Raw genomic sequence first — 13,579 nt, 5'->3', positions numbered from 1 at the left:
TTTAAAAACAATGACTTAAAGAAATTTTGCAGCGACAAAAAACGCTTTTTGACTGGATATGCTACTCTCGCTTTGTCAGCTAGTGCTTCGTTTTTGTCAAAACGCAAAGCGAGAGTAGCATATCCAGTCTTATAAGTCCAGAAAACTTTTTATTTTAGCGTGAAATTCAGTTATCTGTCAAGATTTCTCCCCAGTCCCCTTCTACATCAGACATCAATTCATTCACTAAATTTTTAGTTTTTTCAGTATCAGATTTGAATCCGATTCGCCAACCGTAATGATGGTAAAACACTTGGAAAGCCTGTCTATGGCCGTTTTTCATCCTGATTACTACACCCCAAGTTTTCTTATCGATAAAGTACAACTCAATTCGATCAATGATCTTACGCAACTCGGTTTGCTGCTCTACAACGGTTGGTAACGACATAATCGCTACAAAGTCAGCTTTATCAGGTATCAATTGTTCGCTTTCCTGACGCTTCCTAAGAGCTTCGAGAGCGTCTTCTTTCTCTGCTAAGTCGTCATACATCATGGCTAACGCAGAAGCGTTTTTAACCATCTTCACTGCACATCGTAACTCAGTCAGTTGCTCTTGAGCTTGTTGAATCTCTACCGTTAAATCCGTATCTTTTCTATCCAAAGGTACAAACTTTAAATGTTGTAAGCATTCCAGCAAAATGCTGTCAGGTTCTCGCATCATAACTGTGTTATCACACGCTCCGTCCACTGCTCTAGAGCATTTACGGTATAACTTGCGTTTTCCCTTGTACACCGAAGTGCGTTGAATCATACCTGATCCACAATCAGAGCATTTCAAAAGACCACTAAACGGGCTTTGTACTGACGTTCTACCCTTTGCATTTTCCGGTTTCCGCTGAATGCTGAGCCAAGCTGACTTCGACATTAACGGCGGGAATAAATCGTCAACAACTTTCACTTCTCGGAGCTTTGTACCCTCGGTGACATTGTACTGCTTTGCACCGTATAGAGCGTGATTGGCAACAGTGATACGAATGGCACTTGCATTCCATTGTTTGTACTGAGCACTCGGGATTTTTGATTGATTCAAGTCTTTAGAAATCCGGTTGTTTGACCAACCTTTGAGCTTAAGATCGATAATCCTAATCGCGACTTCGACCCTTTGATTTAGCTGAGCCACCCCGTCGATCAAATCAATCCAGAAAGGCATCTTGCCTCGTAACAAATTCTGCTCTCGGACTTTGCTTTTAGCTGCTTTGATTAGCTGACTTTTACGCTCCGATTCGGCTCTTGCTCGATCCGCATCAAGGAGCAACGGCAAAATAGGAGCTAAGTCATGTATCGTATTTCTGTCATAAGTCGCACCAGTATCGACCATGATTAGCGTAGCGTCTAAGCTTACAATGTGATGAACCAGATCAAGCGCGTGTTTGTATCCACGTCTCGTCAATCGGTCTGTGTTTTCGAAAAGAATGTAAGAACCTCGCTCGATTTTTCCATTCTCAATGGCATCGATTAAGTCTGCGAGTGCAGGGCGTTTACCGCCCTCTTTAAAGGCTGAAACGCCGAGGTCTTCGAATGTGAGGTCTGAGAGTTGTGCTTTGTTGTACTCGCACCACTGCTCAGCCTTTTTGATTTGACGACGAACAGAGTCGCCTTGTTCTTGTTTGAGTGTACTGAATCGAATGTAAAGGTATGCTTTTTTCACTGGAAGTCTTGTCCTATCTGATACAAGTTGATTGTATCAGATACGGTATAAAACTTTAACAACGTGCCAGCCGAACTTGGTTTTAACCAGATGTAGAGTCAGAACCTCACCGGAGAAGCACACTTTATCAAACTGAGGGACCATCTGACCTTTCTGGAACTCGCCCAGGTCGCCGCCGCGTTTGCCTGATGGGCAGGTAGAATGCTTTTTGGCCAGAGTCTGGAACTTGGCGCCTTTTTTCAGCTGTTTGATGATGTCTTCAGCCTGCTCTTTGTGTTTAACCAGGATGTGAAGGGCTGCTGCTGTTCTTGCCATGATGTCTCTCAATCTGAAAATCCGGGACGCGAAGTCTAGCGGATCCCCGCGCGGGATGCATCCTGTTTTGACCGTTTACCGGGCCGGATTTACACCAGTGAGACTAATCGGCACCCGAACCCTGTTCAATTGAAGCAGATTTCCTGTACACTATGCAGTCCTGAGTTGAGCCGTACAGAAAATAAATTGTTTACAATACGCAGAAAAGTGGTTTGCGCTTTTGGGCAGAGTAATTCCGTACGAATTAACAGAATTGAACTAATTCAGGCCTTTTGAGCCGGATTAAGCTATACAATAGAAGTATAACGTTATTTGAGAGCCTTTATGAAAAGCAAAGCTAACCAGTCGCAGGGAATGTTGATGTTCAAGCTGACCATTCAACACAGCTTCGCAATCGGTACGTTGAAGGTCCGTGAAATTGTCCCGTATGCGCAAACTACGCAGATTCCTTACTCGCACCCGCATGTAGTTGGTACAGTTCCTATCCGTGAGCTTACAGTGCCAGTGATCGATATGGCCGCAGCTATTGGTTTTCGCCCTATTCCGCCTGAAGAGTATAAAAACAGTTATCTGATCGTCACTGACTGCCTGCGTACCGTGGTGGCCTTTATGGTACGTGACATCGAGAAAATCATCGAATGTGACTGGCGCTCTATCGAATCCGCCCCTGACTCTGCAGGGCATAATGTATTTGTCACCGGTATTACCCGCCATAATGACAAACTGGTTCAGATGCTTGATGTGGAACTGCTGCTTTCTAAGATCTACCCGGAAGAAGCATCCGCCCGTATCCCTATCCTGACCGATGTGGAACGCGAGCGCCTGAAACCACTGAGTATTCTTCTGGTCGACGACTCCTTTGTCGCACGTAAACAGCTGTCTGATGCGCTCGACAGTATCAATATCGCCTATCAGGTGTGTAAGAATGGTCTCGATGCGCTGCAACTGATGCGCGCCGATGCCGCTAAAGGCCGGCCGGTGGATCTTCTTGTGAGTGATATAGAAATGCCTGGCCTGGATGGTTACGAATTGGCATTTGAAATCCAGAACGATCCGGCGCTGAGCCACAGCTACCGTATTCTGCATACGTCTCTGTCGAGTGAGATTTGTGTTGACCAGGCGCACCAGGTAGGTGCCCACGAAGCCCTGACCAAATTCGATGCGACCGAGCTGGTCAATGCTATGCTGCGTGGCGCGAAAATGCTGGAAGAAAACAAAACCGGCGCACTGTAACGCATATTAACCCCTTAAATTAAAAGAGCCGCAATCGCGGCTCTTTTCTGTTTGGAGGCCGATAAGTTATCAGCTTACTTTCTTATGCCCTTCCTGAAGATGGACAAAGTCAACCAAATCGTCACCGGATACCTGATAAGCCTGGCCGAAACCTTTTACAAACAGACCATTTGACGGAGACAGACGAAACATTTTGAAATCCTGAAGCTGGCTCAGACCGTTAATGATCTCTCCAAAACGCTGCTGCATCTGCTCTGTTACCTGCAGCCACAGCTCACTGTCACGCTCAACCAGCGAAGCTGATGCATCAAACGTCAGTCGTTTACGGGCAAACAACTGCTTTGCTGTGTCTTCATCTTCGATCATCATGATGGACGCGCGCGGGCTTTCCATCAGATTACGCGCGTGGCGAGCGATCTCAGAGATCAGCACAAAATAGCCGTACTCATTTTGCACAAATGGTGCATAACTGACATTAGGCGTACCATCTTGTCCAACAGTCGCAAGCTGAAGCGTTTGGCGCTCAGCACGAAACTCCTGAATTTCCGGGCCAAGACGACTTTGCAGTCGCTCCTGTTTTACCGATTGATCCATTATTTATATCTCCTGACTTTTACTTTCTTATTTGCTTTTTCGTTCTTATTTGAATACGCAGGCGGTCTTTGCCGCCTGTCTTTCATTTAATTATTGGCTGAGCACTTGTTTCAGAGCAGCGAATCGCTCTACCTGCTCCGGAAGCAGCTGACGCTTTTTGTCACGGCCCAGGTAGATCTTGAACATACAATCACCCTGCTCTGTGAAGAACGCAAAATAGTGACTCTCCTGGCCCATAAACGGCTTGCTGACAAGAGCTGCATTCGCTACCAGATCCAGTCGTAAGTGACCGTGTAACTCGCCTTGTCTGCCCATCAGATTGTAGTATCCGCGTGCAAATTTACCTTTAGGAAACGGGGCCTTTACTTCAAAAATTGAACCGTGGGAGTGGACTATCGTTGTCACCTGCCCCCAGTCTGTCAGACCTTCCAGAATGTTTTGAGTCTGCTCTCCGGCAACCGTAGTCACCATATCATCAGGCAGTGCAGCCACAATCTGCCATTCACTCACATTCAGTTGCTCTGCCATTGCACCCGGAAGCATTCCCGGCTCCTGAGCCAACAGTTCACTTACTTTGATTTTTAGTTCCTGCATGTCTTTTCCATTACGCCGCCTGGCGCTGTTTGTAGTATTGCTGAAGAATTTGAATCGTGCTCTGAGCCAGAGTGACGGCCCAGAAACTGCCGGCCAGGGTCAGGCTCAGATAATCCTGGGTGACTTCTGCCAGCTGGTTGTTCTGCCAGTGTTCAAATACCGGTTTAATGTATTCATAGCAGTTAAAGCCTGCGGCCTGGTTCAGCTTTTCACGGCTTACTACGCCCCGGTCAAATCCGGCTTTGATTTCGGCAAAAAGTGCAGCCTGTGCAGGCTGGCGAATCAACATTGCGGCCGCACTCCCGCCTGACTCTATGCACGCCATATAGGTCTTCAGATCACGATGATGCATCATACTGATGCCATTCACATTACCGCCTGCACCACACCCCACCGGCAGCACCTCGGCACTGGTTTTGGCCAGGCTGTTGTACAGACTGCGTTCACGGTTATCCCGCGCCCAGTGATTGACGCTGAGCTGGCGCTGATGATGTCGGGCCATAAACTCAACGCCCATCTGATACATAGTCGCCTTTTGAGCTGTGGTCGCCGGGGCAGGCATCCGGCCTTTTTCAACCAGACCGATCATCGGCGCGCTGCCCCCTACAACCAACTGATACAGATCAACCGCATGAGCGCCACTTTCCAGGTAATCATTAAGGTCGTTTTCAAACACCTCTTCGGTCTGATACGGCAAGCCATAAAGCAAATCAAGCACAATCGGAGCGACGTTTTGTGCACTCAGATCCTGCACCCTTCTCAGTACATCCTCCCGGTCATCAAGACGTTTGGCACTGCGGCGTACTTTTGTATCAAAGCTCTGAATACCGAACGAAAAGCGATTGAATCCGCCTTCCAGCGCGTTATCAAACAACTCATCGCTCAGTTTATTTATCCGCCCTTCCAGCGTGATTTCGCAGTCAGGGGCCAGAGGGAAAAGGCTTTTAATCGCGCTGCCAAGCTGTCTGATTTGCTGTGGTGAAAGGTCAGTAGGTGTCCCCCCGCCAATATAAACAGCATGAAACGGCGACGCCTGAGTCCAGGGCAGACGCGCCTTTTCTTCCAGTTCAGTCATCAGCGCAGAAAAGTATTGATCAACCAGGCTCCGGCTTGCGGCGTTCTGGAAGAAATTGCAAAAAGTACAGCGAACCCGGCAAAACGGAACATGGATATAAAGGCAACGCGGCGTGTTGATGCTTTGTACAGACGAAAACAAGCCTTCAAGCGTGCTGGCCTGGGCTTCTCTGGCAACAGGCATTCCACCAGAGCCCGCATGGGCCGACGTTTTTGCTCTGAAAGCAAAACGAAGCGGATCCGGCGTGGATTCTCCCAGCCATTCAGGATCCAGAGAGGATAGATCTAACTTCATGTTTTTATTCTTAATATTTTGAGCTTTCTCGCTCAAGTCGATAACGAAACTTGCCGTATAATATGCGTCAAAAAATTTAGATGCAAATGATAATTGATCTTATTTGATAATTGGTTTTAAATACGGCCCATCATCCCATAAAAAAACCGGAGCCCTTCGTGAACACGCCCCGTTATGTCATTGCTGGAGGAATTTCTCTGGCATTACATGCCGTTATCCTCTGGTCCGTACCAGAGCACCGGGCTGTCGCCATGCCTGCAGGAAGCAGTCCTTCATCCGTTTCACTTAGTCTGATATCTGCACCGCAGCCACAGAGCAGACGTCAGCCAGTGTCAGCGCCAAAAGCAGTCCCTGAGCCGATCGTTAAAAAAAATCCTCCTCCGGAGCCAAAGAAAGAAGCGCCCAAAAAGTCGGCAAACAAAGTCGTGAAAAAAAAGCCTGAGCCAAAAAAAATCTCGAAGATAGTTGAAGAAAAGCATCAGGCACAGCCACCTGAGCCTGTTAAGGCCAGACAGCCTGAAGAGACAAAAGCAGAGCCGAATGAGTCAAAACCAGTGCCTTCCAGCCAGGGAGCAAGCAATAAAATCCCTGTCATCGATCAGCCAAAGTTTCGTACTAAACCCGTACAACCAGGCTACCCACGCCTGGCCCGCAAACGGGGTATTGAAGGTACTGCAACCTGGGAAATCTGGGTCGATGAAGATGGAAAGCAACTTAAACAGGTTCTGATCAGATCCTCCGGCACGCAGATGCTGGATAAAGCCGCATTAAAAGCCATTAAGAAATGGCAGTTTTCTCCCCACCAGGTGAACGGCATAGCCGTTGCACACCGGGTGAAAGTCCCCGTTCGATTTACACTGGATTAAGTATGGAATCTTTAGAACAACTACAGCTTGGCCTGATGACCTGGCCCCTGCTGATCTGCTCAGCACTGACTATTACTATCATTGCAGAAAGACTGACCCAGGTACTGCTCAGTACCTGTGTGGGGAAGCGCAAAATCCGCCGTCAGCTGGCAGGCTTGTCCCCTTCTCAGGATAAAGAGCTGGATACGCTCGCCGATCAACTGGTCAGCCGTCGCCCTCTGTTGTGTAAAGGTGTCGCCATGCTGATTGCTCACCGCCGGTTTGAAAAATCACTCCGTGAAGATGCTGCAGGTATGTGGCTGGATGAAAAACGTCACCAACTGCATGCCGGCCTTAAATTGCTTGGCCTGATTGGCGTTATCAGCCCTCTGATTGGTCTGCTTGGGACTGTCATTGGTCTGATTGAAATGTTTAAAGGCGTCGCAGCAACCAGTGGCAGCATCACGCCAAATGATCTCGCTGATGGCCTTGGGCTGGCGATGAAAACCACGGCAGCAGGACTGATGATCGCGCTGCCGGCCATCGCCGGTGCGCAGCTTCTTGGGCTATGGGCTGACCGCATCGTTGCCAAGTTGGAACACACCCTTAACTACGTCAACCTTTGGCTGGAAGGCATAGCAACCGAGCCACAATCAAAACTGGCAGCTCAGCAAAACACCACGCTGACACAGGAGCCTGCATGATCCGCGCGTCCCGTAACCATCAGTCAGCCACGCTGACGCCGGACCTGACTCCATTGCTGGACATCATATTTATCGTGATGGTGTTTTTGCTGCTTACCGCGTCAGTCAAACTGGAATCGCTCGATGTCAGCCTGCCGACAGCAGACAGCGCACAAACACAAGCCGTGGAACAGAAAACCCTGACGATCAATATTCTCGATGCTGAGCCCTTCTGGGCCATTAACGGCAACGAATACATCGACTGGGCTAACTTTAAACAGGCTCTGCTGGAGCAGGTCAGCCAGAACCCAAAAACACAGGTCATCATCGCAGCAGACAGGCAGGCACAAATCCAGAACATGGTAAAACTGCTCTCTCTGCTGCAACAACAGAACATTGAAGCGACTCAGCTACTGACCCAACCCAATTAATACTGACAAAGTGAATTAATCATGCAGAAATTTTTCCGACACAGCCTGTTGGCGCTCTCTCTTATCACCGCACCTTTTTCTTTTGCTCAGGAGAGAATCATCAGTGCAGGCTCCGCCGTGACTGAAATCATCACAGAACTGGGCGCAGACCAGCAGTTGGTTGCCATCGATGTCACCAGCGAACAGCCACAGGGAAAAGCGCTCCCGGTAGTCGGTTACCATCGCCAGCTTTCCGCCGAAGGTCTGCTCGCCCTCTCCCCGGATATGGTCGTGGGCTCTGACGAAATGGGACCGGAGTCGGCCCTGAAGCTGCTGAAAAGCAGCGGCGTAGTAATCGAAAAGGTTAACAGTGACGCCAGTGTTCAGGGGCTTTACACCCGAATCGACCAGATAGGCGCGCTGACCGGCCATCAAGAACAGGCTGCAACACTAAAGGGCCGGGTTTCAGAGCAGATTTCTGCACTCCAATCGCGCCAGCCGCAAAGTGAACGCCTGAAAGTCATGTTCCTGCTTATCCATCAGGGACGCCCGGCTAATGTTGCTGGCAGTGATACGACACCGGATGCGCTGATCAGCCTGGCTGGTGGCAACAATCCGGCCGCAGGAAAAATCCGCTCTTATAAACCGCTTTCCAATGAATCCCTGATAGAAATGCAGCCGGATGTGATCCTCGTCAGCGGACGCAGTTGGGAAACACTTGGCGGTGCAAAAGAACTGCTCAAAGCACTGCCGATGCTGGCCGCCACTCCGGCCGGTAAAAACGAGCGTTTTATCACGGTCGACGGCAAAGCACTCGTAGGTGGGGTTGGCCTGAAAACACTGACAGAAGCTGAACGTATCAATACCCTGCTTTACACTCAGTAACGGACCCATTATGCATACCAGAAATCAACCACTATCGCGCACGCTGACGATGACCGCCGGACTGCTGGTGATCATCAGTGGCTACTCGGTCGCGACCGGCCCGATGGATATCAGTTTTACAGACAGTTATAAAAGCCTGTTTCCGGGTCTGTTCAGCCTGCCGGAGCATATTCAGATGGTAATCATGAACATTCGCCTGCCACGCACCCTGTTGTGTGCACTGGTTGGTGCTATGCTGGCACTGTGCGGTGCTGTCATGCAGGGGCTGTTTCGTAATCCACTGGCGGAGCCCGGGATCATCGGGGTATCTGCCGGCGCATCTCTTGGCGCCGCCTCTGCCATGATGGTATTTGCCACCTTTCATCTGACACACCCGCTGCTGCTCAGCCTGTTTGCGGTTCCGGTATTCGCCTTCATTGGAGGTACAGCCACAACTTTGCTGGTTTATAAACTCGGCACCAGTAAATACGGCACTTCTGTCACAGTCATGCTGCTGGCGGGCGTGGCTGTCAGCGCCCTCTCCGGCGCAGCGATTGGCTATTTTAACTACCTGGCAGACGATCAGATGCTCAGGGACCTGACCCTGTGGGGAATGGGCTCAATGGCGGGAGCAAGCTGGCCTGGTATTGCCCTTGCGGCTGCCACACTTACACTGCTTGGCCTGTTCTTTTTCCGTAAAGCGATGGCCCTTAACGCTCTGCTGCTGGGTGAGTCTGAAGCCCGACACCTTGGGATCGACGTTCAGAAAATGAAGAAGACCCTTATCCTGACTACTGCTGCTGGTGTGGGTATTACTGTCAGCCTGGTCGGCCCGGTCGGATTCATCGGCCTGGTGGTACCACATATTACCCGTATGCTGACTGGCCCGGATCACCGTCGCCTTCTCCCTGTATCAGCTCTGCTGGGCGCACTGCTGCTGACCCTTGCTGACATGATCGCCCGTATCGCAGTGGCTCCGGCAGAATTGCCTGTAGGCATTGTCACAGCGCTGTTTGGCGCGCCATTTTTCCTCTGGTTACTGTTTCAACAAAAAGGGAAAACACTATGATGACACCTTCCTTATCAGTACAGGATCTCTCGGTTTCCTTCGGAAAACGCACAATTCTCAGCCACATCAGTGTTTCGTTTCAACCCGGTCAGGTCACGACATTACTCGGCCCTAACGGCGCAGGAAAGAGTACCCTGCTGAAGGTCCTGTCCGGTGAACACAACAGCAAATCAGACGTCTTCTGCTTTGGCAAAGCCGTTAAGCACTGGGAGCCCCGCGAACTGGCATTACGTCTTGGCATTTTACCTCAGCACAGCGGCCTCACTTTCCCCTTCACCGCACAGGAAGTTGTTGAAATGGGGGGCATCCCCCTCGAATGCAGTCAGAGCGAAGTCACCAGAATAGCCTCTGATAAAATGAAGCAGCTGGGTATCCCGGATTTCTCTGCAAGGCTCTACCCCTCTCTGTCAGGTGGAGAAAAACAACGGGTTCACTTTGCCCGGGTTTTAACACAACTCTCGAAATATCAAGATGTTATACTAATGCTTGATGAGCCCACATCTGCACTCGACCCTGCGCATCAGCACAGTTGTCTGTCTAAAGCACGGGATATGGCCAGACTGGGGGCGACGGTTATTGTCGTACTGCATGATCTCAATCTCGCCGCGCAGTACTCCGACAGACTGCTGATGCTGCACGACGGCAGGCTGATAGCAGACGGCTCACCGAAAGAGGTGCTGACCCCGGCAAACATCGCCGAAGCATACCAGTATAAAGTTCAGATCCTGCCCCACCCTGGACACGATTTTCCTCTGGTTATCGCTGCCTGAAAACATGCTCTCTGTCACACAAACTGACAGAGAGCATGGTCATTTTTTATACGCCCACCCGACATGTTCGTTTAGTTTCGTTTTTATCAGTAAAAACACTCATGCGAGCAATATCGCACTTTCAACAGATTTCGTATTTTCGCTTAGTTTCGGATTTGTTTGTTTAAACGATTGCGACCGCAAAATTTTACTGATAATTTTCAAATTTTTCTCGAAATTGAGCCAGATCAATTGAATATCCCGTCTTTGCCCGCATTCTTTCGTCCAGACAAAAATTCAATATAAAACAAAAACTCAGACGGAGAAGAGACAATGACGAGTGCATTTTTTATCCCTACAGTTAACCTGATGGGCGCTGGTTGCCTTACAACTGCAGCAGATAATATTCAGGCACAGGGGTTCAAAAAAGGACTTATCGTAACGGATAAGGTACTAAGTCAAATTGGCATGGTAACCAAAGTTCAGCAAATGCTGGGCGAGCGTGACGTTGAAACCGTGGTATTTGATGGTACCCAGCCAAACCCAACAATCGGCAACGTTAATGCCGGTCTGGCACTGCTGAAAGAAAACCAGTGTGACTTCGTTATCTCACTGGGTGGTGGCTCACCACACGATTGTGCAAAAGGTATCGCGCTGGTTGCAGCTAACGGTGGTGAGATCGCTGACTACGAAGGCGTTGACCAGTCTGCTAAGCCTCAGCTGCCGCTGATCGCAATCAACACTACTGCAGGTACTGCGTCTGAAATGACCCGTTTCTGCATCATCACTGACGAAGCGCGTCATATTAAGATGGCTATCGTAGACAAGCACACTACTCCGCTTGTATCTGTAAACGATCCTGAGCTGATGCTGGCAAAACCAGCTTCGCTGACCGCTGCAACCGGTATGGACGCACTGACTCACGCAGTTGAAGCTTACGTTTCTGTAGCGGCGACTCCTGTAACAGACGCAGTAGCTATCAAAGCTATCGAACTGATTCAGGCATTCCTGCGTAAAGCGGTTGAAAACGGTGATGACCTGGAAGCTCGTGAGCAAATGGCTTACGCACAATTCATGGCGGGTATGGCGTTCAACAACGCATCTCTGGGCTACGTTCACGCAATGGCTCACCAGCTGGGCGGCTTCTACGACCTGCCACACGGTGTATGTAACGCTGTTCTTCTGCCACACGTTCAGCGCTACAACGCGCAGGTATGTCCTGAGCGCCTGAAAGACGTTGCTAAAGCGATGGGCGTAAACGTTGAAGGCATGAGCGCAGAAGAAGGTGCACAGGCGGCTCTGGATGCAATCTCTGCCCTGTCTAAAGATGTTGGTATTCCGGCTGGCCTGAAAGAGCTGGGTGCGAAATCTGAAGATATTGCCGTACTGGCTGAGAACGCACTGAAAGATGCGTGTGGCTTCACCAACCCGAAACAGGCTACTCACGAGGAAATTTCAGCTATTTTCGAAGCTGCAATGTAATCCTGCGAAGTAATCTTTATAAAAGCCCGGTTAATACCGGGCTTTTTTATTTCATTATATTTCCGAATATTTCAAAGGATACACATTTAATAATCTGTAACACTTATATCAGCGCCACTGAATATTCCCTGACATTAGATTGCTATTTTGCCGGCAGTTTAAAACCCTGTTTCGGAGTTAAAATTTATGATCTGTTCAAAAAAGAGAATTGTTGTGCTGGCCGCCTGTTTTCCACTATTAACTGCTTGTGTTACTCCGGGCGAAGACGACCCTAATGCAGCAACAAAACAAGGCGCTGTCGGCGGTGCCCTGCTCGGGCTCACGCTCGGAGCACTGACCGGTGATGCCGAACTGGCTATGCAGGGTGCCATTGCGGGCGGTATGGCCGGAGGCGTAAGTGGGGCGAGCGTTGATATCCAGAACAACCGTGAAAACAATCGCAGTAAAAGCCGCGATGACGCTATTGCATCGGTTGGGTCTGACCACGCTTCAAAACAGTCTCCCGCTCACTGGCAGCAACTGGACAACTTTGTTGGCAACTGGCAGGTAACCATTCAAAACCACGCACAGAACCTGCAGGGAGTCGAACCGGTCGAGGCCAAAGGTAGCCTCAACACCACCAGCGAAGCTTCTGTCGCTCTTTCAAACCCACAGGGCATTGATATCACCGCGAACTTTTCATATACAAAAGAGTCTGGTTATCAAATGGTTCTGAGCAATAATGCCAAAAACATTGAAGTAAAATTCGCTGGTGAGCAAACCGGGCAAAATAACCGGTATAACTTCTACCCTCTGAATCCTTCCGATGTGATCTATGAAGGCGTGAACTCCGGCAATGTCCGTGCAGAACTGAGATTTGCAGGCAAGGATATCTGGATTATTGAAAGCTACGTGTACGCTGGCGGAAAAGAAAGCCGGGTTCAGTCTTTCCGCTTTAACCGGACTTAATCGCCGGCCTCTGAAATGAAAAAGCCCGGTCAGGTACCGGGCTTTCTGTTCTTATTAACTGGCCATCTTCACAATGCTTCGGCCAAACAACGCATCCAGCTCACCTTTAGAGCTCTCTCCAAACTGGGATTCTACCAGCGAGTAAAGACGTTCAAGACCCGCTTTGGCAAAAGCGTGAGTGTTGTCAGACACCACGGTATGGTGGAACAGCAGGCGCAGAATTGCCATAAATTCGCGGTTTTCCAGAGCCGTCAGCCAGCTTTGCTTGAAGACACTCAAATCCCCGGCGGTATCCAGGTGTTCTACAAACATGTTATAGATCCGTGCATCCAGCGCCGCAGTGAAATCGGTCTTTTTCGGGAAGTGGTGGCTGATACCAGTACGGGAAATCCCGGTCTGTTGACTCAGTGTGGTATACGACATTTTGTCGTAACCGAGATTAATAATTTGATCTACTACTGCATCCATGATGGTCTGGATAGTAATTTCAGTATCTTCTTTACTACGCTTAGGCATAAAACGGCTCTTCTCTGTATCCATCGCCCGCAGATTTTAATATCGTCCATGGGCAAATTGTCAGCATTAAATTCGTAAACTGCAAATCTCACAAGAAATGAGAAAACCCAGTGTAAAAAGCCAGAAACTATTAATTCCCCACTTAATAACACCAGTACAACAAAAAAATCAGATAATTATTTCATCTTATATTCATCTCTGACCACAACTTAACTTGCGAA

15 protein-coding genes are annotated in these 13,579 nt (G+C 49.3%); 9 read left to right on the top strand and 6 right to left on the bottom strand.

What is annotated here, in order from left to right; all coding sequences use genetic code 11:
• Positions 1-166 precede the first annotated feature (166 nt).
• Both ACVB80_RS00260 and ppiC read right to left on the bottom strand, forming a co-directional pair.
• Positions 167-1,687, bottom strand: a complete 1,521-nt coding sequence (locus tag ACVB80_RS00260; RefSeq protein WP_481079250.1) for a recombinase family protein — start codon at positions 1,685-1,687, stop codon at positions 167-169.
• Positions 1,688-1,723: 36 nt separating this feature from the next.
• Complete coding sequence (ppiC, locus tag ACVB80_RS00255) at positions 1,724-2,002, bottom strand: peptidylprolyl isomerase PpiC (protein WP_481079249.1); 279 nt, start codon at positions 2,000-2,002, stop codon at positions 1,724-1,726.
• Positions 2,003-2,326: 324 nt separating this feature from the next.
• On the opposite strand from ppiC, the gene ACVB80_RS00250 reads away from it, so the two are divergent.
• Complete coding sequence (locus ACVB80_RS00250; RefSeq protein WP_481079248.1) at positions 2,327-3,235, top strand: chemotaxis protein; 909 nt, start codon at positions 2,327-2,329, stop codon at positions 3,233-3,235.
• Between the two features lie 69 nt (positions 3,236-3,304).
• Here the strand turns inward: ACVB80_RS00250 and hutZ are convergent, their stop codons facing one another.
• The 3 genes from hutZ to hutW form a co-directional block, all read right to left on the bottom strand.
• Positions 3,305-3,829, bottom strand: coding sequence for a heme utilization protein HutZ (gene hutZ, locus ACVB80_RS00245; RefSeq protein ID WP_481079247.1), 525 nt, complete (start codon positions 3,827-3,829; stop codon positions 3,305-3,307).
• Positions 3,830-3,919: 90 nt separating this feature from the next.
• Positions 3,920-4,423: a heme utilization cystosolic carrier protein HutX gene (gene hutX / locus ACVB80_RS00240; RefSeq protein ID WP_481079246.1), complete on the bottom strand. Its 504-nt coding sequence runs from the start codon at positions 4,421-4,423 to the stop codon at positions 3,920-3,922.
• A 10-nt stretch (positions 4,424-4,433) separates the two neighbouring features.
• Positions 4,434-5,792: a heme anaerobic degradation radical SAM methyltransferase ChuW/HutW gene (gene hutW / locus ACVB80_RS00235; protein WP_481079245.1), complete on the bottom strand. Its 1,359-nt coding sequence runs from the start codon at positions 5,790-5,792 to the stop codon at positions 4,434-4,436.
• A gap of 110 nt (positions 5,793-5,902) precedes the next feature.
• Here hutW and ACVB80_RS00230 point away from each other — a divergent pair, with 110 nt between their 5' ends.
• The 8 genes from ACVB80_RS00230 (at position 5,903) to ACVB80_RS00195 (ending at position 12,842) form a co-directional block, all read left to right on the top strand.
• The gene (locus tag ACVB80_RS00230) at positions 5,903-6,658 is read left to right on the top strand and encodes an energy transducer TonB (RefSeq protein WP_481079244.1); all 756 of its coding nucleotides are present in this window, start codon (positions 5,903-5,905) and stop codon (positions 6,656-6,658) included.
• Positions 6,659-6,660: 2 nt separating this feature from the next.
• Positions 6,661-7,341, top strand: coding sequence for a MotA/TolQ/ExbB proton channel family protein (locus ACVB80_RS00225; protein ID WP_481079243.1), 681 nt, complete (start codon positions 6,661-6,663; stop codon positions 7,339-7,341).
• Positions 7,338-7,751 carry an ExbD/TolR family protein gene (locus ACVB80_RS00220; protein ID WP_481079242.1) on the top strand — a complete coding sequence of 138 codons (414 nt, stop codon included), beginning with the start codon at positions 7,338-7,340 and terminating at the stop codon, positions 7,749-7,751. Before ACVB80_RS00225 ends, ACVB80_RS00220 begins: the two co-directional genes overlap by 4 nt.
• 21 nt (positions 7,752-7,772) lie before the next feature.
• On the top strand, positions 7,773-8,615 hold the full coding sequence (locus ACVB80_RS00215; RefSeq protein WP_481079241.1) for a heme/hemin ABC transporter substrate-binding protein: 843 nt from the start codon (positions 7,773-7,775) through the stop codon (positions 8,613-8,615).
• Between the two features lie 10 nt (positions 8,616-8,625).
• The gene (locus ACVB80_RS00210; RefSeq protein ID WP_481079240.1) at positions 8,626-9,663 is read left to right on the top strand and encodes a FecCD family ABC transporter permease; all 1,038 of its coding nucleotides are present in this window, start codon (positions 8,626-8,628) and stop codon (positions 9,661-9,663) included.
• A complete protein-coding gene (locus ACVB80_RS00205) occupies positions 9,660-10,433 on the top strand; it encodes a heme ABC transporter ATP-binding protein (RefSeq protein ID WP_481079239.1) in 774 nt (257 codons plus the stop codon). Before ACVB80_RS00210 ends, ACVB80_RS00205 begins: the two co-directional genes overlap by 4 nt.
• Before the next feature lie 312 nt (positions 10,434-10,745).
• A complete protein-coding gene (yiaY, locus tag ACVB80_RS00200) occupies positions 10,746-11,894 on the top strand; it encodes an L-threonine dehydrogenase (protein WP_481079238.1) in 1,149 nt (382 codons plus the stop codon).
• 186 nt (positions 11,895-12,080) lie between these two features.
• Entirely contained in the window at positions 12,081-12,842 is a 762-nt protein-coding gene (locus tag ACVB80_RS00195) for a hypothetical protein (RefSeq protein WP_481079237.1), read from the top strand.
• Between the two features lie 54 nt (positions 12,843-12,896).
• Here the strand turns inward: ACVB80_RS00195 and ACVB80_RS00190 are convergent, their stop codons facing one another.
• On the bottom strand, positions 12,897-13,358 hold the full coding sequence (locus tag ACVB80_RS00190) for a TetR/AcrR family transcriptional regulator (protein ID WP_481079236.1): 462 nt from the start codon (positions 13,356-13,358) through the stop codon (positions 12,897-12,899).
• Between the last annotated feature and the right edge of the window lie 221 nt (positions 13,359-13,579).

This window comes from Vibrio sp. 9-16B-A1, from assembly GCF_056726165.1.
Note: the sequence above shows the minus strand (reverse complement) of the source record. Positions and strands in the feature narration are given on the sequence as shown.